This window comes from Methylobacterium nonmethylotrophicum (assembly GCF_004745635.1).
In the GTDB taxonomy this organism is placed as follows: domain Bacteria; phylum Pseudomonadota; class Alphaproteobacteria; order Rhizobiales; family Beijerinckiaceae; genus Methylobacterium; species Methylobacterium nonmethylotrophicum.
In genome coordinates this window covers 353435-376912 of record NZ_SRLB01000006.1, presented here as the reverse complement: position 1 = coordinate 376912, position 23478 = coordinate 353435, and the positions used below count along the sequence as shown (strand labels likewise).

At 68.7% G+C, this 23478-nt stretch carries 22 protein-coding genes and 1 pseudogene; 10 read left to right on the top strand and 13 right to left on the bottom strand.

The window, feature by feature from the left end:
- Positions 1-251 (top strand): annotated as a pseudogene (locus tag EU555_RS10590) (hypothetical protein); the annotation flags it as partial.
- A gap of 9 nt (positions 252-260) precedes the next feature.
- Here EU555_RS10590 and EU555_RS10585 read toward each other — a convergent pair.
- Both EU555_RS10585 and EU555_RS10580 read right to left on the bottom strand, forming a co-directional pair.
- A complete protein-coding gene (locus tag EU555_RS10585) occupies positions 261-1307 on the bottom strand; it encodes a YeiH family protein (RefSeq protein WP_135414600.1) in 1047 nt (348 codons plus the stop codon).
- Between the two features lie 72 nt (positions 1308-1379).
- Positions 1380-1700, bottom strand: a complete 321-nt coding sequence (locus tag EU555_RS10580; RefSeq protein WP_135414599.1) for a PetM family of cytochrome b6f complex subunit 7 — start codon at positions 1698-1700, stop codon at positions 1380-1382.
- A 165-nt stretch (positions 1701-1865) separates the two neighbouring features.
- Here EU555_RS10580 and EU555_RS10575 point away from each other — a divergent pair, with 165 nt between their 5' ends.
- A complete protein-coding gene (locus EU555_RS10575) occupies positions 1866-2570 on the top strand; it encodes an HAD family hydrolase (protein WP_135414598.1) in 705 nt (234 codons plus the stop codon).
- Between the two features lie 127 nt (positions 2571-2697).
- Positions 2698-3276 carry an FMN reductase gene (gene msuE / locus EU555_RS10570; RefSeq protein WP_135414597.1) on the top strand — a complete coding sequence of 193 codons (579 nt, stop codon included), beginning with the start codon at positions 2698-2700 and terminating at the stop codon, positions 3274-3276.
- An 18-nt stretch (positions 3277-3294) separates the two neighbouring features.
- Here the strand turns inward: msuE and EU555_RS10565 are convergent, their stop codons facing one another.
- The 5 genes from EU555_RS10565 to EU555_RS10545 form a co-directional block, all read right to left on the bottom strand.
- Positions 3295-4074 carry an ABC transporter permease gene (locus EU555_RS10565; RefSeq protein ID WP_135414596.1) on the bottom strand — a complete coding sequence of 260 codons (780 nt, stop codon included), beginning with the start codon at positions 4072-4074 and terminating at the stop codon, positions 3295-3297.
- 2 nt (positions 4075-4076) lie between these two features.
- Positions 4077-5246 carry an ABC transporter permease gene (locus tag EU555_RS10560; RefSeq protein WP_135414595.1) on the bottom strand — a complete coding sequence of 390 codons (1170 nt, stop codon included), beginning with the start codon at positions 5244-5246 and terminating at the stop codon, positions 4077-4079.
- Entirely contained in the window at positions 5243-6310 is a 1068-nt protein-coding gene (locus EU555_RS10555; protein ID WP_135414594.1) for an ABC transporter ATP-binding protein, read from the bottom strand. The genes EU555_RS10560 and EU555_RS10555 overlap by 4 nt, the downstream gene beginning before the upstream one ends.
- Before the next feature lie 45 nt (positions 6311-6355).
- Positions 6356-7402, bottom strand: a complete 1047-nt coding sequence (locus EU555_RS10550) for an ABC transporter substrate-binding protein (RefSeq protein WP_135414593.1) — start codon at positions 7400-7402, stop codon at positions 6356-6358.
- A gap of 112 nt (positions 7403-7514) precedes the next feature.
- A complete protein-coding gene (locus EU555_RS10545) occupies positions 7515-8534 on the bottom strand; it encodes a gamma carbonic anhydrase family protein (protein WP_135414592.1) in 1020 nt (339 codons plus the stop codon).
- 153 nt (positions 8535-8687) lie between these two features.
- Between EU555_RS10545 and EU555_RS10540 the strand changes: the two genes are divergently transcribed.
- The 4 genes from EU555_RS10540 (at position 8688) to EU555_RS10525 (ending at position 11502) form a co-directional block, all read left to right on the top strand.
- On the top strand, positions 8688-9143 hold the full coding sequence (locus EU555_RS10540) for a molybdenum cofactor biosynthesis protein MoaE (RefSeq protein WP_135414591.1): 456 nt from the start codon (positions 8688-8690) through the stop codon (positions 9141-9143).
- A gap of 93 nt (positions 9144-9236) precedes the next feature.
- On the top strand, positions 9237-9683 hold the full coding sequence (locus tag EU555_RS10535) for a hypothetical protein (protein ID WP_135414590.1): 447 nt from the start codon (positions 9237-9239) through the stop codon (positions 9681-9683).
- Between the two features lie 169 nt (positions 9684-9852).
- On the top strand, positions 9853-10257 hold the full coding sequence (locus tag EU555_RS10530; RefSeq protein ID WP_135414589.1) for a hypothetical protein: 405 nt from the start codon (positions 9853-9855) through the stop codon (positions 10255-10257).
- A 135-nt stretch (positions 10258-10392) separates the two neighbouring features.
- Positions 10393-11502 (top strand): AI-2E family transporter, encoded by a 1110-nt coding sequence (locus EU555_RS10525; protein ID WP_135414636.1) that lies wholly within the window; start codon positions 10393-10395, stop codon positions 11500-11502.
- 27 nt (positions 11503-11529) lie between these two features.
- Here the strand turns inward: EU555_RS10525 and gshB are convergent, their stop codons facing one another.
- From gshB to EU555_RS10510, 3 genes are all read right to left on the bottom strand, one after another.
- On the bottom strand, positions 11530-12486 hold the full coding sequence (gshB, locus tag EU555_RS10520) for a glutathione synthase (protein WP_135414588.1): 957 nt from the start codon (positions 12484-12486) through the stop codon (positions 11530-11532).
- A 191-nt stretch (positions 12487-12677) separates the two neighbouring features.
- On the bottom strand, positions 12678-13181 hold the full coding sequence (locus EU555_RS10515; RefSeq protein WP_135414635.1) for a YciE/YciF ferroxidase family protein: 504 nt from the start codon (positions 13179-13181) through the stop codon (positions 12678-12680).
- Positions 13182-13333: 152 nt separating this feature from the next.
- Positions 13334-13777 (bottom strand): YcgN family cysteine cluster protein, encoded by a 444-nt coding sequence (locus tag EU555_RS10510; protein ID WP_245524239.1) that lies wholly within the window; start codon positions 13775-13777, stop codon positions 13334-13336.
- Positions 13778-14117: 340 nt separating this feature from the next.
- On the opposite strand from EU555_RS10510, the gene EU555_RS10505 reads away from it, so the two are divergent.
- The 3 genes from EU555_RS10505 (at position 14118) to EU555_RS10495 (ending at position 18809) form a co-directional block, all read left to right on the top strand.
- Positions 14118-16331, top strand: coding sequence for a transglycosylase domain-containing protein (locus EU555_RS10505; RefSeq protein ID WP_135414586.1), 2214 nt, complete (start codon positions 14118-14120; stop codon positions 16329-16331).
- 600 nt (positions 16332-16931) lie between these two features.
- On the top strand, positions 16932-17765 hold the full coding sequence (locus tag EU555_RS10500; protein ID WP_135414585.1) for a glycosyltransferase family 2 protein: 834 nt from the start codon (positions 16932-16934) through the stop codon (positions 17763-17765).
- 183 nt (positions 17766-17948) lie between these two features.
- Complete coding sequence (locus EU555_RS10495) at positions 17949-18809, top strand: hypothetical protein (RefSeq protein ID WP_135414584.1); 861 nt, start codon at positions 17949-17951, stop codon at positions 18807-18809.
- Positions 18810-19428: 619 nt separating this feature from the next.
- On the opposite strand, the gene EU555_RS10490 is transcribed toward EU555_RS10495, so the two are convergent.
- From EU555_RS10490 to aroA, 3 genes are all read right to left on the bottom strand, one after another.
- The gene (locus EU555_RS10490; RefSeq protein ID WP_135414583.1) at positions 19429-21051 is read right to left on the bottom strand and encodes an ABC-F family ATP-binding cassette domain-containing protein; all 1623 of its coding nucleotides are present in this window, start codon (positions 21049-21051) and stop codon (positions 19429-19431) included.
- 302 nt (positions 21052-21353) lie between these two features.
- Entirely contained in the window at positions 21354-21986 is a 633-nt protein-coding gene (gene cmk, locus EU555_RS10485; RefSeq protein WP_135414582.1) for a (d)CMP kinase, read from the bottom strand.
- Between the two features lie 20 nt (positions 21987-22006).
- Entirely contained in the window at positions 22007-23347 is a 1341-nt protein-coding gene (aroA, locus tag EU555_RS10480; RefSeq protein ID WP_135414581.1) for a 3-phosphoshikimate 1-carboxyvinyltransferase, read from the bottom strand.
- Positions 23348-23478 lie beyond the last annotated feature (131 nt).

Here is a 23478-nt window from a genome sequence, read left to right as displayed (position 1 = left end):
TGCGGCAGTACCGGATCATCAGCGACAACGCCCGCACGATGCTGGGGACGATCTACCTGCCGGCGGGACGGCTCATCATCGACAGCAGCAAGCCGGTCGCCGACCAGTCGGCCTATACGGTGATCGTCGCCCGGCTGATCAACCTCTACGAGGGCCCCAACCTCTACCTCAACGCGAATTACGGCGCGACCTCGGTGCCGGTGCCGGACGGGTTCGGGCCGAAAGCCGGAACGGCGGCCCTTCGGAGCTGAGGGGCGCGGTCAGGCGATGCCGAGCCCCCGCACCAGCGCGATGCTGACGAGGAGCAGGACCGCCAGGGAGGCGGTGACGGCGAGCGTCACCCGGGCGCCGACCCGCGCCACCACCCGCACGTCGACGCCGAGGCCGAGCGCCGCCATCGCAATCACCGTCAGGATGCCGGCGACCCGGGTGAGCGGCGCCAGCGCCGCGTCGGGCACGAGGCCCAGCGAGCGGGCGGCGGCGAGCACCAGGAAACCGAGGATGAACCACGGCACCAGCTTGAAGAAGCCGAGCTTTTTCCGCGCGCCGGCCGGGACGCCGGGCTCGTCGCGCAGGCGGGAGGCCAGCAGCGACAGGCCGAGCACCACGGGGCCCAGCATCAGCACGCGGACGAGCTTGACGAGCGTGCCGACCTGGGTGCTGACGAGGCTCACCGGCACCGTGGCGGCGAGCACCTGCGGCACCGCGTAGACCGTCAGGCCGGCGAGCACCCCATACTCGGTCGGGGTGGTGCCCAAGAGCGGGATCAGCAGCGGCAGGCCGAGCACCACCAGCACGCCGAGGATCGCCGTGAAGGCGATCGAGGAGGCGACGTCGTCGCCGCTCGCCCCGATCACCGGGGCGACCGCCGCGATGGCCGAGTTGCCGCAGATCGCGTTGCCGCAGGCGATCAGGATCGACATCCGGGCCGGCAGCCCGAGCAGCCGGCCGATGGCGTAGCTCGCGAGAAGCGCGATCGCCACGGTGGCGACGATGCCGGCGAGCAGCGCCGGCCCCGAAGCGACGAGGGCCGAGAGGCTGATCGAGGCGCCGAGCAGCATCACGGCGACCTCGAGCAGCTGCTTGGCGCTGAAGGCGATGCCGATGCGCCAGCGCGGTCCCGGCTCCCAGACCGAGCGGATCGCGATGCCGGCCAGGATCGCGATCACCAGCGCCTCGACGTAGGGGTGGTGCACGAGGCGCTCCTCCGCCGCCTGGACGAGGCTCGCCGCCGCCGTGACGGCGACGCAGAGGGAGAGTCCGGGCAGGACCGCGAGCGCGGTTCGCCCCATCGTGTCAGGCCGCATCGCCGGGGCAGCTCGCTTGGGGAGGAGGCGTCGTCTCTGCGGGAGGCCGCGGGCGCTCCGGTCGTCCGGCGGTCACGGGCGGAAGCTCGTGCCGATATCGACCCGCGGCGGCTGGCCGAGCCAGAGCAGGAGGAGGCCGAGGACGAGGGCGATCGGCGCGGCCGGCGAGAGCGTGAAGGGCAGGCCGAGAAGTTTCCACAGGGTCGGCTGCCCGCCCTCCGCCATCGCCTGGAGGCTCGCGGCCCGGTCCTTGAGCAGGGCCACCGCGACGTCGCTGACCGAGGTGACCAGCACCGCGTTGTTGGCGATCGAGCGGGCGCCGTCATACACGATCCCGACGAAGCCGGCGGCGAGGAGCAGCAGGCCGAGGCTGCGGCACAGGAAGCGGATCATCCAGGGCTCCGGACCGCGTCCGCGGGGGACGCGCGGAACCTTGAGTAGAGAGAGGGCCTTGCGGGCGCAAGCAGGTTGCGGAGGCGCGAGCGCGGCGCCGCGGCGGGTTGATCCTGCCGCCTGCCGCGTGCAAGGGCCCTCCCCGCACGGAGGCAAGCGAGCGGCATGGACGGCAGGGTGGACGGCGCGGGCGCGCGGCCGGAGCTGGTGATCTTCGACTGCGACGGCGTGCTGGTGGACAGCGAGCCGATCAGCCTCGTGCGCCTGACCGAGGCCCTGCAACGCATCGGCGTGCCGATCGATCTCGAGACGGTGGCGCGCCGCTTCACCGGAACCAGCATGACCTCGATCATGGCGCACATCGCCGCGGATTACGGCGTGCCGACGCCCGAGGGCTTCGTCGACGCGGTCCGGGCTGACACCCTGCGGGCCTTCGATGCCGAGCTGACCGCCATCGCGGGCGTCGCCGAGGTGCTGGCGACGATGCCGGAAAGCCGTTGCGTCGCCTCGAGCAGCGATCCGCAGCGCCTGCGCCACGCGCTCTCGCTCACAGGGCTCCTGCCCCATTTCGACGGGCACGTGTTCAGCGCCACCATGGTGGCGCGGGGCAAGCCGTTCCCGGACCTCTTCCTCTACGCGGCCGCGCAGATGGGGGTGGCGCCGGGCGCTTGCGTGGTGATCGAGGACAGCGTGCCGGGGGTCACCGCGGCCCGCGCCGCCGGCATGCCGGTCCTCGGCTTCTGCGGCGGCGGACACTGGGGGCACGATCGGGCCGGGGCGGCACTTTTGGCCGCAGGGGCCCTCCGGGTTTTCGACGAATTTACCCAGCTGCCCCATCTTCTCCGGGAGTGGGACACCGCGTCCCGTTAAGGGACGGGGAGCCCTGGCACCGGTTTCGCATTGACCTCCCGCGCGCACCCGGCACAGTCGGGATCGTCGCGACCGGCCGCGAGCCCGTTTCAGGGAATCCCCGTCCGCCAGCCAACCGGAGCCCGCCGTGAGACACGCCCGCATCGTCGCCTTCTCGGGCAACGTCCGCCGCCCGTCCCGGACCCGCACGCTGGTGGAGGCGGTCGCGGCCGAGCTGTCCCGGCGCCGACCGATCGACCTCAAGGTCTTCGACCTCGCCGATGTCGGTACCGGGCTCGGCGCCACCACCCGGCAGGCCCTCCCGCTGCCGATCGCCCACATGATCGAGGCGATCGAGGGCGCGGACGGGGTGATCGTCGGCTCGCCGGTCCATAACGGCTCCTATTCGGGGCTGTTCAAGCACGTGATCGACTTCCTCGACCCCGCCGCGATGGCCGGCAAGCCGGTGGCGCTCACCGCGACCGGCGGCGGCCCGCGCCACGCCCTGATGGTCGAGCACCAGCTGCGCCCGCTCTTCGGCTTCTTCACCGCCCATGTGGCGCCGACCGCGGTCTATGCCGGCGAGGCGGAGATCCAGGATGGCGCCGTGACCGACCCGCGGGTCGCGGAGCGGGTCGCCGCCGCGGCGAGCGAGCTCGGCCATCTCATCGACGTGGCGGAGGCGGTGCGCCGCTCCGGGTCGGGGCGGGCAGTGGCGGGGTTGTAGGACCCACCCGGCCTTCGTTCACCCCCGCGCGCTCAGCCGGCCCCGCACCAGCAGCGCCGCCCCGGCGACCAGCACCGTCCCGGCGATGAACAGGAAGGCCGCCGCCGCGATGGCCGGGCTGATGTTCTCGCGGATCGTCGAGAACATCTGGCGCGCCAGCGTGCGCTGGTTCGGGCCGGCGACGAACAGGGTGAGCACCACCTCGTCGAGGGAGGTCGCGAAGGCGAAGACCGCGCCCGACAGGATGCCGGGCAGCGCCAGCGGCAGCGTGACGGTGCGCAACACCGTCGCGGGGGCGGCGCCGAGGCTGGCGGCCGCGCGCTCCACCCGCCGGTCGATGCCGGCGAGCGCCGCCGACACGTTCACGAGAACGAACGGCACCGCCACCACCGTGTGGGCGACGATCACCCCGAGATAGGAATTGGCGAGGCCGAGGCGCACGAACAGCACCTGCATGCCGACGCCCATCACCACCGCCGGGACGACCATCGGCAGCAGGCAGAAGATCCGGACGATCCCGGAGAGCGGCAGGAGGCGGTCGCGCAGCCCAAGGGCGGCGAGCGTGCCGAGCACCGTCGCGAGGAGCGTCGTGCCCGCGCCGACGATCAGGCTGTTGACGATCGACCGGCGCCAGATCTCGGCGGTGAACAGCTCCGTCATCCAGCGCAGCGACAGGGCCGGGATCGGGTATTCGAGGAAGAGGCTCGCGGTGAAGCCGAGCGGCAGGATCGCCACCAGCGGCGCCAGCAGGAAGAGCGTGGCGAGGAGGCCGAAGACGAGGCGAACTGGGCGCAGCATGCTCACGCCCTCCCCGGCTCGTCGACCGACAGGCGGTGATAGACCGCGTAGAGCACGATCGTGATGGCGAGGAGCACGAGGCCGAGCGCGCTCGCCATGCCCCAGTTCGCGGTCTGCAGGGCGTAGAAGGCGATGATCGAGGAGATCATCTGGTCCTGCGGGCCGCCGATCAGGGCCGGGGTGATGTAGTAGCCGATCGCCGCCATGAAGACGAGGAGCGCGCCCGCGACGATGCCGCGGGCGCTCAGCGGCAGCAGCACCTCCACGAAGGCGCGGATCGGGTGCGCCCCCATCGAGCCCGCGGCCTGCATCAGGTTGCGGGGGATGCCGAGCAGCACGCTGTAGATCGGCAGCACCATGAACGGCAGCAGCACGTGGGTCATCGCCACGACGACCCCGGTCCGGTTGAAGATCAGCGGCAGCGCCCCGATGCCGACCGCGCGCAGGAGGCCGTTCACCGGGCCGTTGTCCTGGAGCAGGATGAACCAGGCGGCGGTGCGCACGAGGAGCGAGGTCCAGAGCGGCAGCAGCACCGCGGCGAGCAGCACCTGGCGGCGCCAGCCCTCCAGGCTCGCCATCAGCATGGCGTAGGGCAGCCCGATGAGAAGGCAGGCGAGCGTGACGAGGCCGGCGATCACGAAGGTCCGCACGAGGATCCGGCGGTTGGCCGAGGCGCCCTCCGGCAGCGAGCGGATCGTGCCGTCCTCGTCGCGGCGCAGGTCGAGGGCGGCGAGCAGGTTGGCGTCGGGCCGGGTATTCGCGGTCTCGGCGGCGATCGGGCGCCAGAAGGCCGGGTCGGCCCAGCGCCGGTCGATCGCCGCGAGATCCGCCGGCCCCTCGCCCCCGCGCAGGGCGGCGACCGTCCGGGCGATCAGCGTACGGTAGCCGCTCTTGGCGCTGTTGAGGGTCTGGACGACGCCGGCGAGCGCCTGGTCGTCGGGCGCGGCGCGCAGATCCGCCACCAGGGCCTCGCGCATGGCCTCGGTCGGCGGCGTGGTCCGGTCCCAGGCGGCCGCCGCCGCGGCCGTCCGGGGCAGGCCGCGGGCGACGACCGATTGCGGGATCGCCTCGGCCGACATCGTCACGAGCGGCCAGGCGAAGAAGACGCCGAGGAAGAGCAGCAGGGGCAGGACGAGGGCGAGGGCGACGAGCCGCTGCCGCAGGCCGCTCATCGCGGCAGCACCCAGCAATCGCCCGGCGCGAAGGTGGCGAAGGTCCGGGCACCCCTGTCCCATTCCGGCGCACCGCGCGGCGTCCGGGCGATCAGGCTGCCGGTCGGCGCATCGATCCGGACCCGGATGTGATCGCCGTGATAGACGCTGTCGGCGACCGCGGCCGGCAAGGCGTTCGGCGCCTCGGCGGACGGGCTCAGCCGCAGCCGCTCGGGCCGGAGCGAGACGGTGACGGCCTCGCCGGACGCGAGCGCGTGGTGCGTCGCCGCCTCGATGGCGGTCCCGTCGGCGACCCGGATCGTGGCCGTGCCGGCGCCGGCCCGGTCGACGACGCCGTCGATGAGGTTGGTCTCGCCGAGGAACTCGGCGACGAAGCGGGTCCGCGGGTGGTCGTAGATCTCCCGCGGGGTGGCGATCTGCTCGATCCGGCCCTTGTTGAACACCGCGACGCGGTCCGACATCGTCAGCGCCTCGCCCTGGTCGTGGGTGACGAACACGATGGTGAGGCCGAGCCGCCGGTGGATGTCGCGGATGTCGAGCTGCATCTGCTCGCGCAGCTGCTTGTCGAGGGCGCCGAGCGGCTCGTCCATCAGCACTACGGCGGGCTCGAACACCAGGGCGCGGGCGAGCGCCACCCGCTGCTGCTGGCCGCCCGACAGCTGCGCGGGCTTTCGGTCCGCGAAGGCGCCGAGCTGCACCATGTCGAGGGCGCGGGCGACGCGCCCGGCGACCTCGGGCCTCGCCATCCCGCGCATGCGCAGCGGGAAGGCGACGTTCTCGGCCACCGTCCGGTGCGGAAACAGGGCGTAGCTCTGGAAGACCACGCCCATGTTGCGCCTGTGCGGCGGCAGGCGGTCGATGCGTGCCCCATCCAGGGAGACCGTCCCGGCGGTCGGGCTCTCGAAGCCGGCGAGCATCATCAGGATCGTCGTCTTGCCGGAGCCGGAGGGCCCGAGCAGGCTGACGAACTCGCCTCGGCCGATCGTGAGGTCGAGGTCGTCGACGACGGTCACGCCGCCGAACGCCTTCGACACCCGGTCGAGGCGGATGAAGGGATCGGTCATCGGAAGGCTTGGTTCATGCGGCGGTCCCGGACGCCCGGCCGGGGCTTACTTCGCCAGCCAGGCGTTGAACCGCTTCGTCAGCTCCTCGGTGTTGTCGACCCAGAAATCGGCGTTGATCGGGATCGCGCCGGCGGTGTTGGCGGGGTCGGTCGGCAGTTCCTTGGCGTAGGCGGCCGGCACCAGCGCCCCCGCCGCCTTGTTGGGCAGGCCGTAGGCGATGTACTCGGGGAGCTTCGCCTGATTCTCCGGCTTGCTCGCGAAGGCGATGAAGTCCTGGCCGGCCTGCCGGTTCTCGGCGCCCTTGAGGATCACCCAGCTGTCGACGGCGTAGATGCTGCCGGGCCAGACCACCTTGAAGTTCTTCTTCTCGGCGCGGTTGAGGCCGCTGATCCGGCCGTTATAGGCCGCCGTCATCACCACCTCGCCGGAGGAGAGCAGCGACAGGGGCTGCGCGCCGGATTCCCACCAGACGATGTTCGGCTTCAGCTCGTCGAGCTTCCTGAACGCCCGGTCGATCCCGGCCGGCGTGCCGAGCACGGTATAGACCTCCTCCGGCTTCACGCCGTCGGCCATCAGGGCGAATTCGAGGGCGTATTTCGGGCCGCGGCGCAGGCCGCGCTTGCCGGGAAACGTCTTGACGTCCCAGAAATCGGCCCAGGAGGTGGGCGCGGTCTTCAGCCGGTCGGCATCGTAGCTGAGGGCGGTGCTCCACACGATCGCGCCGACGCCGCACTCGCTCACCGCCGAGGGGATGAAGGCGTCCTTGCCGCCGAGCTTGCCCCAATCGAGCTTCTCGTAGAGCCCGTCGGCGCAGCCGAGCGCCAGCTCCTCGGCCTCGACCTGGACCACGTCCCAGTTCGGGTTGCCGGCCTTGCCCTTGGCCTGGATCACGCCGAAGCCGCCGTCCCAGCTCTCGTCGAGCACCTTCCTGCCGCTCGCCTGGGAGAAGGGGGCGAAGTAGATCTTGCGCTGCGCGTCCTGATAGGTGCCGCCCCAGGACACGACCGTCAGGTCGCGGGCCGGCGCCGGGCCGGCGGCCGCGAGGCCGGCCAGCACCGTGCCGAGGGAGACGAGGGTCCGGAATCCGCGCATGGGTGTTATCCTTTGATCGCCCGCAAGCTTCGCCAGGACGACGCGATTTTCAAGCCTGCAATGCCGGGGCCAGCGGCGGGCGCAATCGTGTTTCGAGCGGCGGCTTCCCGCGTCAGCCAGCCCGCGCCTGGAGCTTGCGGTAGGCGCGGCCATAGGCGGCGTAGCTCGCGACGGTGCGGGCCATCATGGCGCGGCGGTCGGCGTCGAGGCGCGCGAGCGGCCGCGCCGGGCGCCCGCCCCAGAGCCAGCCGGAGGCCAGGACCTGCCCGGGATCGGTGGCGCTTCCGGCGGCCACGAGTACGTCGTCCTCCACCACCGTGCCGGGACCGAGCCGCGCCCCCATGCCGATCAGGCAGCCGGACCCGATGCGGCCGTCGACCGCCAGCACGTTGTGCCCGAGCGTGGTGTCGCGGCCGATCGCCAGGCCCCCGCCCCGGGTGTGCAGCGCGCAATTGTCCTGCACGTTGACGTTGGCGCCGACGACGATCGGGCCTGCGGTCGCGTCGAGGATGCAGGAGAAGAACACGCTCGCCCCGGGCGACAGGCCGACCCGGCCGTGCAGCCGGGCGGTGCGGGCGACGAACACCGCCGGATCGGGCGCGAAATCCTCGGGCTGCCCCGCGACCGCCTCCGCGGCCGCGGCCTCGCGCAGGCGCTCGGCCCGCTCGGCGAGTTCCCCGGGCTCGAGCGCCCGCACCGGGCGGGCCGGGCTTCCGGCACAGACGAAGCCCGCCGACAGGGTGGTGCGCGGAAACACCGTGCTGCCGGCCTCCAGGAGCACCCCGTCCTCGATCAGCGACCCGTCCAGGACCACACAGGCATCCTCGATCACGCAATCGTCGCCGACCGTGCAGGCATGGACCACCGCGTCGCGGCCGACCGTCACCCGGTCGCCGACGATGCAGGGATAGACCTCCGCGGCGATGTGCAGGGTCGAGCGGGCGCCGAGCCAGAACCGGTCGCCCACCACAACGTCGTGCCCGTCGGCGCGGATCACCGATTCGTCGCCGAGCCAGGCCTGTGCGCCGAGGCTCGCCCGTCCGATCACCGCGCTGCCGCGGCCGCACCAGACCGGCCGCGCCGCGAAGGTGGGCTCGATGTCGTCGAAGGCAAGGAGGAGGTCTGGGGTCACGGGTCGGTCCTCCATCCGGCGCGATCCGTGTGGTCCGGCCGGCCAATCGTCCTTCATCTACGCCATTGCGCCGCCGCCGGCAGCCCCGGTCTCGGCACGGGCGGGGCCGATCGTGCTAGAAGGCCGCCCTGTCCCCGTGAGCCCGGAGCCGTCATGACCCCTCGCCTCTCGATCCAGCCCGAGCCCTTCGACGTCGCGGCGGAGATCGCCGCCCTTACGGCGGAACTCGGCGGGCGGGCGGGCGCCATCGTGAGCTTCACCGGCCTGTGCCGCGACGAGGACGGGCGCCTCGCCGCCCTCGAGCTCGAGCATTACCCCGGCATGGCCGAGGCCGAGATCGGCCGCGTGCTCGACGAGGCCGTCGGCCGCTGGCCGCTCCAGGGGGCCGTCGCGATCCACCGCCACGGCCTGATCCGCCCGGGCGAGGGCATCGTGCTGGTGCTCGCGGCCTCGGCCCACCGCACAGCCGCCTTCGAGGCGGCGAGCTTCCTGATGGACTACCTCAAGACCCGGGCCCCGTTCTGGAAGCGCGAGCACCGCGCCGACGGCAGCCTCGGCGGCTGGGTCGAGGCCACGGAGCACGACGCGGCGGCGGCAGCGCGTTGGTGAGCCGTGCGAAGCGCGGATTGACGAGATGACTTGTCGAAAATCCGAACGATCGGGCTGAGGAAACGCTGATGCCCCTACGGCATCATCGCGGCCATGCTTCGCGATCACCGCTCACCCGATCCGCTGCCGTTCAACCCGCCCAGCGCGCGCAATCTCGCGGCGGCCTGCGCCGTCGTCGGGCTCGGGACCGTCCTGCTCTCCGAGCGGCCGACCGCCGGGGAGGTGCTCCTGGCGTGGGGCGGGCTCGCCGGCTGGGGGCTGCTGCGCCTCGTCGGCGCGCGCCGGATCCGGCCGGCGCACCGCGAACCCCACGCACCGCCGCCGCTCATCGGGGTCGTGGAGGTGGCGGAGGCCCCGCCCCGGAACCCGGCTGCGGTCGTCGCTCTGCCCAAGCCGATCATCGTGGCCCCGACGGCGACCGACCGGTCTATCCCCCCGCATCCCGCCGTCCTCACCGGCTTGCGGCGCCGGCGCCTGCCTGAGGAGCCAGAGGAGAATCCGGGTGCCGCACCGCCGCCTTCGCGGCGGCGAGCGTCCTGACGGGTGATCGCGAGACCCGCGCGCGGTTCGGGACGCGCGCGCCCCGCGTCGATGGCAGCCTCGCGGCTGGGCTCGGTCCCCACGGGTCAAGCCGTGGGAAACGGGGATTACCGAGAATTCGAGCGATCGGGCTGAGGAATCGCTGACGGGCCTGCGGCACGATCAGGGCATGCTCCGAGATCCCCGCTCCCCCGATCCGTTGCCGTTCGACCCGCTCAGCGCGCGCAACCTCGCCGTGGCCTGCGCCCTGATCGGGCTCGGGACCATCCTGCTCTCCGAGCGGCCCACCGCCGGGGGCGTGCTCCTGGCCTGGGGCGGGCTCGCCGGCTGGGCGGTGCTGCGCTTCCTCGGCGACCGCCGGGCACAGCCGGCGCGCCGCACGCCGCCCGCACCGCCGCAACCGCCGCCGCAGATCATCGAGGTCGTGGAGGTGGCGGAGTGGGCGCCCCGGCGCCCGGTCCCGACCCTTGCCCTGCCGAAGCCGATCATCGTGCCCCCGACGGTGACCGATTGGTCGACGGCCCCTCACCCCGCCGTCCTCGCCGGCGTGCGGCGCCGGCGCGAGGAGGGGTAAGCGCGAATCCCGGGCGTCTGGCGGTCGCCGAACGGCTGCGCGGGGCTATCTGTCCGCCTTCGGCTCGCGAGCCTGGCGGAGAGATCATCGCCCATGCCAGTTGTCCCACCCCAGGACGTCCACGGCCAGGACGCGATGCGACCCGCCCGGGCGAGCCCGCGGCCGCTCATCCTCGCGGGCATCGCGGTGGTGGCGTTCACGGCGTTCATGCTGCTGGCCTGGCGCTCGGCCGACACGCTGCTGCTGATCTTCGCCGGGATCCTGTTCGCGGTCTTCCTCGACGGGCTCGCGCATTACCTCGGCCGCGTCGTGCCCCTCGGCCACGGGCTGCGGCTCGCGATCATCAGCCTGCTGCTCGCGGTGCTGGTGCTCGGCATGGTCGGGTTCGGCGGCGCCACCCTGGCGGCCCAGGCCGAGCGCCTCGGCCAGACGCTCCGGCAGCAATCCGGTACCGTGAAAACCTGGCTCGACGCCCGCGGGATCGACACGCGCTTCCTCGATCTCGGCAAGCTCAAGGAGGCGGTGCCGCGGGGCGGCGAACAGAGCGAGGAGCGGCAGCAATCCGGCGGACCGGGCGGCCTGCCGAGCCCCGGCACGCTCTTGTCGGGCGCCGGCAGCGTCCTCGGGCAGGCCTCGGCGGTGGCGCTCGCGGTGTTCGGCGCCATCGGCAACGTCTTCATCGTGGTGGTGCTCGGCCTGTTCGTGGCGGCCGATCCGCGGACCTACCGCGACGGCCTCCTGCGCTTCGTGCCGTCGCGCCACCGCACCCACGCGGCCTCCGTCGCCGACGACATCGGAACAACCCTGCGCCACTGGCTGTTCGGCCAGCTCGTCATCATGGCGGCGATCTTCGCCTGCGTCTGGCTCGGGCTGACCCTCGTCGGCATCGACGGCGCCCTGATCCTCGGGCTCCAGGCCGGCCTGCTCTGCTTCATCCCGACCATCGGGGCGCTGGTGGCCGGCATCATCATCGTGCTGGCCTCCCTCGCCTCGGGGCTCAAGGGGGTGATCGCGGGCCTCGCCGTCTACCTCCTCGTGCAGACCCTCGAGAGCTACGTGCTGACCCCCTTCGTGCAGAAGCGGGCCCTCGACATCCCGCCCGCCACCCTGTTCGCCGGGCAGATCCTGCTCGGCGTGCTGTTCGGGCTCTGGGGCGTCGCACTCGCCCTGCCGCTGATGGCGGTCGCCAAGGTGCTGCTCGACCGGCTCTACGTCGAGGACACGCTGGGGGAGGATGCGGGCTGACGGCGCCCCTCCCCCCGGGCCAGGGCGTCAGGCCACCTGCGGCTTCGTCACCTTGGCCTCGATCGCGTCCCAGACCGCGACCGCGAGGTCGGGGCCGCCGAGGCGCTTGATGGCCCGGATGCCGGTCGGCGAGGTCACGTTGATCTCGGTCAGGTTGCCGTCGATCACGTCGATGCCGACCAGGATCAGGCCGCGGCGGCGCAGCTCCGGGCCGATCGCAGCGCAGATCTCCTGCTCGCGGGGCGTGAGCGCGGTGGCCCCGCCGGTGCCGCCCCGCACCATGTTGGAGCGGATGTCGTTGGCCGCCGGCACCCGGTTGACGGCGCCGAGCGGCTCGCCGTCGACCAGGATGATGCGCTTGTCGCCCTCGGTGATCCGCGGCAGGAAGCGCTGCACCACCCAGGGCTCCCGGAAGGTGACGGCGAAGAGGTCGTACATGGACCCGAAATTCGGGTCGTCGGGGAGCACCCGCAGCACCGCGGCGCCGCCATGGCCGTGCAGCGGCTTCATCACCACGGCGCCGTGCTCGGCGCGGAATGCCTCGATCTCGCGCTTGTCGCGGGTGATGAGCGTCGGCGGCATCAGCTCCGGGTAGGCGGTGACGAACAGCTTCTCGGGGGCGTTGCGCACCTCGAACGGGTTGTTGACCACGAGCGTCTGCGGATGGATGCGCTCGAGGAGATGCGTCGCCGTGATGTAGGCGAGGTCGAAGGGCGGGTCCTGGCGCATCAGCACCACGTCGACCGTGGCGAGGTCGATCCGCTCCTGAGCACCCAGCTGAGCGTGGTCGCCCTCGATGTCCTGCACCCGCAGGGGCTCGACACGCGCGGTGACGCGCCCGTCGCGCATCGAGAGCCGGTCGGGGGTGTAGTGCAGCAGCGTGTGGCCGCGGGCTTGCGCCTCGAGCAGCAGCGAGAAGGTGGTGTCGCCGGCGATGCGGATCGCCTGGATCGGGTCCATCTGGACCGCGACGGTGAGGGCCATGTCGGGGTGTCTCCGGTCGCCCGGGTTATCGGGCGGGCCGCGCGCGATGGCAACGGCCCACACGAAGGAAGGCCCCGCGCGCGATGCGGCGGGGCCCCAAGTCGAGGGAGGAAACGCCCATGAGGGCCCGGGGAGGTCTGGCAAGCCGCGTGCCAAGGCCGGCGGCTTGCCCAACCAATTCGTCGGCGCGCTCAGGCGGCCTTGCGGTTGACCCTGCTCTCGGCGAGCGAGGTCAGCTTCTTGTCGGTCGCCTTCTCCTCCTCGAGGGTCTGCTGCAGCGGCCCGATCACGTCGGTGCGGCCGAGCTGCTGGGCATACGCGATGATGGTGCCGTAGCGGGTGATCTCGTAATGCTCCACCGCCTGGGCGGCGGCCAGCATGGCGGCGTCGCGCACCTCGGCGTCGTCGGTGTCGCCGACGATCTCCTCGGCCTCCGCGATGATCCCGTCCATCGCGGCGCAGCGCACGCCCTTCGCGGGCTGGCCCAGGGTCTGAAACACCTGGTCGAGGCGCCGGACCTGGCCCTCGGTCTCGCGCAGATGCGTCTCGAAGCCCGCTTTCAGCTGCGGGTCGCTCGCCTTCGCGATCATCTTCGGCAGCGCCTTCGTGATCTGCTGCTCGGCGTAGTAGATGTCCTGGAGCATGTGATGGAACAGGTCGTCCATGCTCTTGATCGGCTTCGAGAACAGGCCCATGGCGTTCTCCTCGGGCACGCGCCCGTGCTCGCGCTGAACGTGGCGATTCGCGGCGCAGACCATCGCGGGCAGGGCCTCGATGAAGGCGCTGCGCCGCACTGCCGGGGAACGTCGGCTGCCTGGGAGGGTTCCTCAAAAACTCCGGGCGGGTATCATTTCCCGTCCGGCGGATCGTCCGGGTCCTGCGGATCCTGCCCAGGCCACGCCACGATCCGGTCCGGCAGCTCCTCGGTCTCGAACTCCTCCTCGGTGCCGCTGACCTTGCCGCGGACCGAGATGCCCGCCTCGTGCACGGTGCGGCGGGTGCCGGAGACGAGCGGGTGCCACCAGGGCAGATCGCGCCCGTCCCGCACCAGGCGGTAGCCGCAGGTCGGCGGCAGCCACGGCAGGGTCCGCACCGCCTCGGGCGTCAGCCGGACGCAGTCGGGAACCTTGGCCTGGCGCCGGGGGTAGTCGCGGCAGCGGCAGGTGCCGGCATCCAGCAGGGTGCAGCCGATGTCGGTGTAGTGGATCTCGCCCGTGTCCTCGTCCTCGAGCTTCAGCAGGCAGCAGCGGCCGCAGCCGTCGCACAGGCTCTCCCATTCCTCGGGGCTCATCGCCTCCAGGCTCTTCTCGCGCCAGAACGGGGTCGCGGCCTTGAGGGAGACGGGCGAGCGCGGGGTTTTGCGGGCTTTGGCCACGGAGGGTTCGGCCTTGAGGGCACCGGAGCGACGGCGCGGATGCGAGGAGGACGGGAGGCCCCCTCCTCTGCCGCGCCCCGCGCCCGCGGGCAAGCGGGGCCGCCCGGGCCTCCGCACTCCTGCGACGTCGTGTCGGCGGCCCGCCGCCCCATATAAGACGGAGGAGCCTGCGATCCGTCTCTCGGCTCCGCCGGTCTCGCGCTAGGATGCGGGGCTTGCTAGACCTGACTTCGCGCCATCCGAGGATCCGCCGCCCGTGCCCCTGAACCGGCTGACACAGATCCGGAACCGCCTGTCCCGCGGGCTGCTCGGCTTCGACGCCTGGCTGAATGACGGCCTCTATAGCGGCAGCCGGTCGTTCGGGGAGGCCTATGGGCGCGTCTCGGAGCGGATTCAGCGGCGCTTCCGCGCCCGCGGCGTCAAGCGCCTCGTCCTCGACCTGACGAGCGAGGCGGTGACCCTCGGCGTCGCCGGCGGCATCGTGATGCTGACGCTGGCCCAGCCGGCCTTCAACCAGACCAGCGAGAACTGGCTCAAGGCCCCGGATCTCGCCGTCACCTTCCTCGACCGCTACGGGACGGAGGTCGGGCGGCGCGGCATCAAGCACGACGATTCGCTGCGCATCGACGAGTTTCCCGACATCCTGGTCAAGGCCCTGATCTCGACCGAGGACCGGCGCTTCTACGAGCATTGGGGCATCGACCCGATCGGCACGCTCCGCGCCGTGACGGTGAATGCGCGGGGCGGCGGCCACGTCCAGGGCGGCTCCTCGCTCACCCAGCAGCTCGCCAAGAACCTCTTCCTGTCGAACGAGCGCTCCCTCGAGCGCAAGGTCAACGAGGCGTTCCTCGCGCTGTGGCTCGAGTGCCACCTGAGCAAGAACGAGATCCTGAAGCTCTACCTCGACCGGGCCTATATGGGCGGCGGCACCTTCGGGGCGGCGGCGGCGGCGGACTATTACTTCGGCAAGAACCTCAAGGACATCACCCTGCCGGAAGCCGCGATGCTGGCCGGCCTGTTCAAGGCGCCGACGAAGTACGCGCCCCACGTCAACCTGCCGGCGGCCCGCGCCCGCGCCGCCGACGTGCTGCACAACATGGTCGAGGCCGGCTACCTGACCGAAGGCCAGATCCAGTCGGCCCTGCGCAACCCGGCGACGCCGGTGACGCGCTCGCGCGACATCAACGCCGACTACTACCTCGACTGGGCCTTCAACGAGATCAAGAAGCTCGTCGACGAGGGCAAGCTGAAGAAGGAGCGGGTGCTGGTCGTGAAGACCCCGCTCGACCTCGCGATCCAGAAGCGCGCCGACCAGGCGGTCGAGAACGTGCTGCGCCAGTTCGGCGACGCCTTCGACGTCGAGCAGGCGGCGCTGGTGACGATGGAGCCGGACGGGGCGGTGCGGGCGATGGTCGGCGGGTCCGATTACGGCCAGAGCCAGTTCAACCGCGCGACCGATGCGCTCCGCCAGCCCGGCTCGTCGTTCAAGCCCTACGTCTACGCCGCGGCGCTCTCCACCGGGCAGTGGCGGCCCGATTCGAAGGTGGTCGACCGGCCGGTCTGCATCGGCAACTGGTGCCCGGCCAACTATGGCCGCTCCTTCTCCGGAGCGATGCCACTGTGGATCGCGGTGGCGAAATCGATCAACTCCATCCCGGTGCAGTTCTCGATCGCCATGGGCAAGCAGCTCGGCGAGACCCACGACGCCCGCGCGGCTAAGCTCGGCCGGGCCAAGATCATCGAGCTCGCCCACAAGATGGGCATCACCACCAACCTGGTCGATTCGGTCTCGCTGCCGATCGGCTCGGCCGAGGTCACGGTGATCGACCAGGCCGCCGGCTACGCGGTCTTCGCCAATGGGGGTAAGCGGGCCAAGCCCTACGCGGCGACCGAGATCCGCACCGGCGCCGGCGAGGTGATCTACCGCCACGATACGAGCGAGGCGCCGCCCGAGCAGGTGCTCTCGACCCGGGTCGTCGCCGACATGAACTACATGCTCAACAAGGTCGTGGACGAGGGCACCGGCCGCAAGGCGGCGGTCGAGGGCGTGCGCACCGCCGGCAAGTCCGGCACCACCAACGCCTACCGCGACGCCTGGTTCGTCGGCTTCACCGGCAACCTCGTCACCGCCGTCTGGTACGGCAACGACGACCACACCTCGACCAAGAACCTCACCGGCGGCTCGCTGCCGGCGATGACCTTCCACGAGGTGATGGCCCCGGCCCACCAGGGCATCGAGATCAAGCCGATGCCGGGCTTCGACGCCGACAAGCCCGGCGCCAAGACCGCGCAAGGCCCCGCCCCGACCGCACCCCCGCCCGGCGCCCCGGCCGGCGCCCTGTCGCGACGCTCGTTCGAGGTGCTGGGCGGCATCGGGACCCTGTTCCGCTCGGTCGAGAGCCCGCCGCCGGGGCGGGCGGCGTTCAATATGATTAATAACTCTCAGTCACGGAGTACATCGAGCCAGTAAGGAACGCATCGCCATCGACGCGACCATGCACTTGAGATGATCCAAATATCTGATCTTTATCCACGACTATAAATTCTTCTGCTGGAGAAATTTATTAGCAAAGACAAAAATTGTATCTTCTACACCGCATGACTGGCCTGGCAATTTGCAACCGACTTCGCGCCCCCCCCGATGACCTCCAGGCTGCAAATTCCTATCGTTTGATAGGCTTATAATTTGGGGATTCACGCCCAACAATCTTTGCCTAATGTTGCGTCATAAAGTCATAGACTGACATCTGGATCTAAATTATTACTAATGTAAACACAAACTTTATCCATATAACTCATTCGCTTATCTTCCGACTTGCGAAATGGTCCTTTGATGAGACGAGGAAGTGCGTCGCGCGATGAGTGCACCTTGGAACATGAGAGATATATCGGGGATCTCCGGATTGTGGATTTCTGACGATTATAGAACGACCTGCCTCAGCAGGTGCGGCCGTCCAGCCCTTGCTGGTTTCGCTGAAATGTGTAATGTGCGCGCGATCAGAGCCGCCAAACTGCGCTCTCGCTTATAGAATTCGGAAGCGCATGAGACATAGAAAGTCACTATAAAACAATGATCGACGAAAATTCGTGCACTGTAGCTGCAATTGCAAAAAATGAAGGAAAATACATTGTTGAATGGATTGCCCACAATATAGTTATTGGCTTTGACAAAATCATTATATATTCAAACGAGACTGCCGATAACATGTTCGAGATAGTGGAAAAAATTTCGCGCTCGGATGATCGTGTTCAAATTATTGACTGGCCGTCGATCCCTGAGACATCTCCACAAGTCACCGCGTATACCGACGCGCTTAGGCGAGTTCGTACGGAATGGATTAGTTTCGTCGATATTGATGAATTTATTGTACCCTATGTCGACAAGAGCCTTAAGAAATTTTTATCTAGGGTTCCGAATGACGTTTCTAGCGTGCATCTGAATTGGCGCAATTTTGGTTCTGGCGGCATGCAAGAACCTAATTACGATTTGGTGACTCGGGCATTTACAAAATGTGCTCAACCATTTTGGTCAAATCATCACCATTTTAAGACTATCGCTAGGGCTAAGCTGGCTCTCGATGCTCATATCCATGATATCGGAACAGTGAGTGGACACCGTGTTTTGTCTGACTTGAGGCCATTCGGTATGGACATTAGAGGTGTTTCAGACAGGATATGTCATGAAAATATATTAATTAATCATTATCAAAGCAAAACTTACATTGAGTTTCGAGAGCGTATGATGCGTGGCGATGCAAACTATTCTTCCCATCAAGTGCGGGTGCATTCGATAGAACGGTTTGAAGCGCTGGATCGAAACGAAGAATCAGATACGAAGATTTTGGAATTCTCTGATCTACTCGACTCAGAATATCTGCGCTTGAAACAAATTATCTCAGCGTAACAAAGTAGCCGTCACTCATGATCGAATTTTCTGTATTGTCATCTAGTCGCCATTGATGATGTCTAAATTTGAAGACTGCTTGCTCATTGCAAATCTTCTTACGAAGCGATATAAGTTATCTAATGCGAAACGACCTTCAATAGTCCGGCGCCAATTCTGGCGTATCGAGGAGGGGTGTCTATAATGAATGCTGATCCGGTTTTACACAAAGACATCCCAACTCATTATGCGAATCTGATGATTCAATACATGGTAGCACGAAGAATTAAATTAATTATCCCAAATTTGCGACTATCAAATTTTATAATGCCTTATTGGAATATTTGTCACGAGCCAATCTTAGAAAATGATGCTAGTAAAATATGTGCAATTAGCGACGAAAATCATTTCAACTTTCAAAGAATTTCCTATCTCGCAGAATCAAAAATTTATGATTACTTCAAGTGGAGGGGCTACGGACAACGTCTGGATAATTTTCCCAGTAAAGACGAATGCAGAATGATGTTCTCTCGTTCTGATATTCAGGTTGTCAAATACGGTCCTGAATGTCTTGTTTGCCCCGTGCGAGGAGCTGAGATACTTGACGCTATACATCCAGGATATACGGTGATTCCAATCGATTTTTATTCTGATATAGTAGAGCAGACTGGTCTTTATCCAATTTTTATGGGTCAGATTGCTGATAATCCTTACGTTAGAGCTCTTCGTGCCAGATTTCCGAGAGCAGAATTTATTCCTCACATGGGAGCAATCGAGGATTTTCAGACTATCAGGTCCGCCGCCAACATTGTTGTTCCGGTGAGTACGTTTGGCTGGCTCGCTGCCTGGCTCTCGTATGCCCAACGTATTATCTTGCCTGTTTTTGGTATGTTTAATCCAAAGCTGTTTTCTCTCCACGATCTTCTACCCCTGGGCGATCCGGCATACGTGTTCTACGAGTTTCCGCCTCAACCGGCCGTTGCCATGGACAAACTGCTGGATGCGCATGCCGCAATCCGAGGCCTGTGGCGCCGAGTCGACCGAGAAGAGTTGGCTCGGCCTTAAAAATAGCTACGCCGGGAAGTAATACCAGCGGCCGCTGAGTTCGTCTTGGCGGGTTTCATTATACTCCAGGCTCTGATTCGTTAAAGGGATCAGGATAGACACCGTAGCCGAGATCCCTGTCACCCGCACCGATTGGGCGGCTGAAGAGTTGCGCGCAACCAAATCACAGGCGTCGGCATACTGACGGCCCGTCGATGCTATTGCTAGCGCTCGCCCCGGCGCTGGATAGCGCTGATCGCAGGCTTGCCGGCTCCCACCGGATGAAGCAAGGAAGCGTAAGAACGGCAGAGCCTCGATCAGCGCTATCGTGGCAGCCTCTCCTCTGGGCGGGCATGCTCCTCTGCCGGGATGACGAACTTCCCGCAGCCGAAAACGCGCTGCGAACGCGATCTCGATCACCGCGCGATGAGGGCTGAACCTGTCACGTCTCTCGATGCCTTGCTGGGCACTTTGCGACGCGGTCCCGCACGCCCGGCACTCTGAATATCGAAGGAGCTCAAGCCTTTGCGGAATGCACCGTGCCGTGACGCCGGCGCCGGCGCATCCCCCGCCTCGTACGCGATCACACGAGCCCTACGGCGCACCCCCCGCCGATCCGTGCGGGCTCCGCCAGGCCCCCTCAGTGCCGCAGGCCCGGCGCCTCGCGGCCGGTGCGCGCGACGTAGTCGGCGTAGCCCCCGCCGTACTGGTGGATGCCCTCCGGCGTCAGCTCCAGCACCCGGTTCGACAGGGCGGCGAGGAAGTGCCGGTCGTGCGAGACGAACAGCATCGTGCCCTCGTACTGCGCGAGCGCCGCGATCAGCATGTCCTTGGTGCCGACGTCGAGATGGTTGGTCGGCTCGTCGAGGACGAGGAAGTTCGGCGGGTCGTAGAGCATCCTCGCCATGGCGAGCCGCGCCTTCTCGCCGCCCGACAGCACCCGGCAGCGCTTCTCGACATCGTCGCCCGAGAAGCCGAAGCAGCCGGCGAGCGTGCGCAGCGAGCCCTGGCCGGCCTGCGGGAAGGACTCCTCCAGGAACTCGAACACGGTGCGCTCGCCGTCGAGGATGTCCATCGCGTGCTGGGCGAAGTAGCCGAGCTTGACGCTCGCCCCGATCGTCACGCTGCCCGAATCCGGCGCGGTGGTGCCGGTGGCGAGCTTGAGCAGGGTCGACTTGCCGGCGCCGTTGACGCCCATCACGCACCACCGCTCGCGGCGGCGGATGCCGAAATCGAGCCCGTCATAGATCGTGCGGCTGCCGTAGCTCTTGCGCACCGATTTCAGGCTGATCACGTCGTCGCCCGAGCGCGGCGCGGCGGGGAAGTCGAAGGCGACGCTCTGGCGCCGGCGCGGCGGCTCGACCCGCTCGATCTTGTCGAGCTTCTTGACCCGGCTCTGCACCTGCGCGGCGTGCGAGGCCCGGGCCTTGAACCGCTCGATGAACTTGATCTCCTTCGCCAGCATCGCCTGCTGGCGCTCGAACTGCGCCTGCTGCTGCGCCTCGTTCAAGGCGCGCTGCTGCTCGTAGAAGGCGTAGTCGCCCGAATAGGTGGTGAGCGCGCCGGCGTCGATCTCGATGATCTTGCCGACGATCCGGTTCATGAAGGCCCGGTCGTGCGAGGTCATCAGCAGGGCGCCGTCGAAGCCCTTCAGGAAGGTCTCGAGCCAGATCAGGCTCTCGAGGTCGAGATGGTTGCTCGGCTCGTCGAGGAGCATCACGTCGGGGTTCATGAGCAGGATGCGGGCGAGCGCGACGCGCATCTTCCAGCCGCCGGACAAGGCGCCGACATCGCCCTCGATCATCTCGGACGAGAAGCTCAGGCCCGCCAGGACCTCGTGCGCCCGGCCCTCGAGCGCATAGCCGCCGAGCTCCTCGAACCGGCCCTGCACCTCGCCGTAGCGCTCGACCAGCGCCTCCATCTCGTCGGCCCGGTCGGGATCGGCCAAAGCCGTCTCGATCGCCCGCAGCTCGGCGGCGATCGCGCTCACGGGGCCCGCGCCGTCCATCACCTCGGCGAGGACGCTGCGTCCGGCCATCTCGCCGACATCCTGGCTGAAATAGCCGATGGTGATGCCGCGATCGGTCGAGACCTGGCCCTCGTCGGGCGGCTCCTCGCCTGTGATCATCCGGAACAACGTCGTCTTGCCGGCGCCGTTGGGTCCGACGAGCCCGACCTTCTCGCCGCGCTGGAGCGCCGCCGAGGCCTCGACGAAGAGGAGCTGGTTGCCGTTCTGCTTGCCGATCTTGTCGAGGCGGATCATGGGAGAGGGATGTCCGAAGTGAAGGTCGCGCCGGGTCGCGCGCGGTGACGTGGAAGAACCGTGCCACGCCTTCGTGGCAGCGGGGTGTCAGGCGGGTTTCGCCGCGGCTTGGAGGCGCTAAATTCGGAGGAGGTGAAGACGACTCATCCCACCCACGACCTCATCCTGAGGTGCGACTGAAGGGAGCCTCGAATGAGGGCTCCAGGGATCACGGAGATTTCTGGAGCCCTCCTTCGAGGCTGCCGCAAGCGGCAGCACCTCAGGATGAGGTCGTGGGTGGGATGGAAGGTTCAGACTGCCGCTCAGCCCCTCTCGCCGCCCCGCCCATCCACCACCCGGGTCGCGGCCCGGAAGGCGGCCTCGGCGTCGAGGCTCGTGGTATCGATCACCACCGCGTCCTCGGCCACCCGCAGGGGAGCCGCGTCGCGGTCGGCGTCGCGGGCGTCGCGGCGCAGGATGTCGGCGAGCACCGCCTCGTAGGCCACCGGCTCGCCCCGTCCCCCGAGCTCGCGGTGACGGCGGCGGGCGCGCTCCTCCGCCGAGGCGGTGACGAACAGCTTCACCGCCGCGTCCGGGCAGACCACGGTGCCGATGTCGCGCCCGTCGAGCACCGCGCCGGCCGGGGCTCCGGCGAAGCGGCGCTGCCAGTCGAGGAGGGCGGCGCGCACCGCTCCCTGCGCCGAGACGATCGAGGCCGCCTCCCCCATGGCGCTGCCGCGCAGGCGCGGATCGCCCAGGAAATCGGGGCTGAGGCTCTGCGCGGCCGCCGCCGCGGCGGCCTCGTCGGCGAGGTCGCGGCCCGCGTCGAGGAGCGTCAGCGCCACCGCGCGGTAGAGCAGGCCGGTATCGAGGTGCGGCAGGCCGTAATACAGCGCCAGGCGCTTGGCCAGCGTCCCCTTGCCGGAGGCCGCCGGCCCGTCGATCGCGATGACCATCGTGGCTCCCACCGCGGATCTCACTCCCGGAAGGCGGCGCCGAGCGCCCGCATGTCGGCGAGGAAGGCGGGGTAGCTCGTCGCGATCATCGCGCCGTCATCGACCGTCACGGGCTGGCGGGCGGCAAGGCCCAGCACCAGGAACGCCATGGCGATGCGGTGGTCGAGATGGGTCGCCACCGTGCCGCCGCCCCGGGGCGCCGCGCCGTCCCCATGCACGACCAGGTCGTCGCCCTCGACGGCGTGGGGGACGCCGTTGGCCTTCAGGCCCGCCGCCACCGCGGCGAGGCGGTCGGATTCCTTGACGCGCAGTTCGTGCAGGCCCTGCATCCGGGTGGTGCCCTGCGCGCAGGCGGCCGCGACCGCGAGCACCGGGTACTCGTCGATCATCGCCGGGGCGCGTTCGGGCGGCACCGTCACGCCCTTGAGGCGGCTGTGGCGCACGCGCAGGTCGGCCACGGTCTCGCCGCCCTCCTCGCGCGCGTTCAGCCGCTCGATGTCGCCGCCCATCTCGAGGAGCGTGGCGAGGAGGCCGGTGCGGAGGGGATTCATCATCACGCCCTCGATCACCACCTCGGAGCCCGGCACGACGAGGGCCGCCACCATCGCGAAGGCGGCCGAGGACGGGTCGGCCGGAACAACCACCTCGGCGGCCCGCAGGGTCGGCTGGCCGGTGAGCGCGACGCGCCGCCCATGGCCGAGCACCTCGACCTGAACGTCGGCGCCGAACAGCCGCAGCATCCGTTCCGTGTGGTCGCGGGTCGCCGCGGCCTCCACCACCGTGGTGACGCCCGGCGCGTTGAGACCGGCGAGCAGCACCGCCGACTTCACCTGCGCCGAGGCGACCGGGCTCTCGTAGGTGATCGGCACCGCCTCGCGCGGGCCGCGCAGGGTCAGCGGCACCCGCCCGCCCTCGGCCTGCTGCACCACCGTGACGCCCATCTGCACCAGCGGATCGAGGATCCGCCGCATCGGCCGCTTGCGCAACGAGGCGTCGCCGTCGAAGGTCGCGGTGACCGGGTGGCCGCCGACCACGCCCATCATCAGGCGCGAGCCGGTTCCGGCATTGCCGAAATCGAGCACGCCCTCGGGATCCGACAGCCCGCCGACCCCGACGCCGCGCACCCGCCAGCGCCCCTCGCCGTCGCGGTCGATCCCGGCGCCGAGCGCCTTCGCGGCGGCGGCGGTGCGCAGCACGTCGTCGCCCTCGAGGAGGCCCTCGATCCGGGTCTCGCCGAGGCTGAGCAGCCCGAGGATGATCGCCCGGTGCGAGATCGACTTGTCGCCGGGCGGCCGCAGCCGGCCCCGCAGGGCCGTGCCGGCCTGGGCGGTGATCGGGGACGGGGTGGAATCGTGCGACACGGGCAGGCGGCCTGGTTCTCGAGGGGCGCGAGGAAGCGTGGAAAACGGCCGGGTCGTTAGCACGCGCGCGCCGCGGCGTCATCCGGCGGACCGCCCGGTATTTGACAGGGCTGGCGGGCGCGACTAACCGA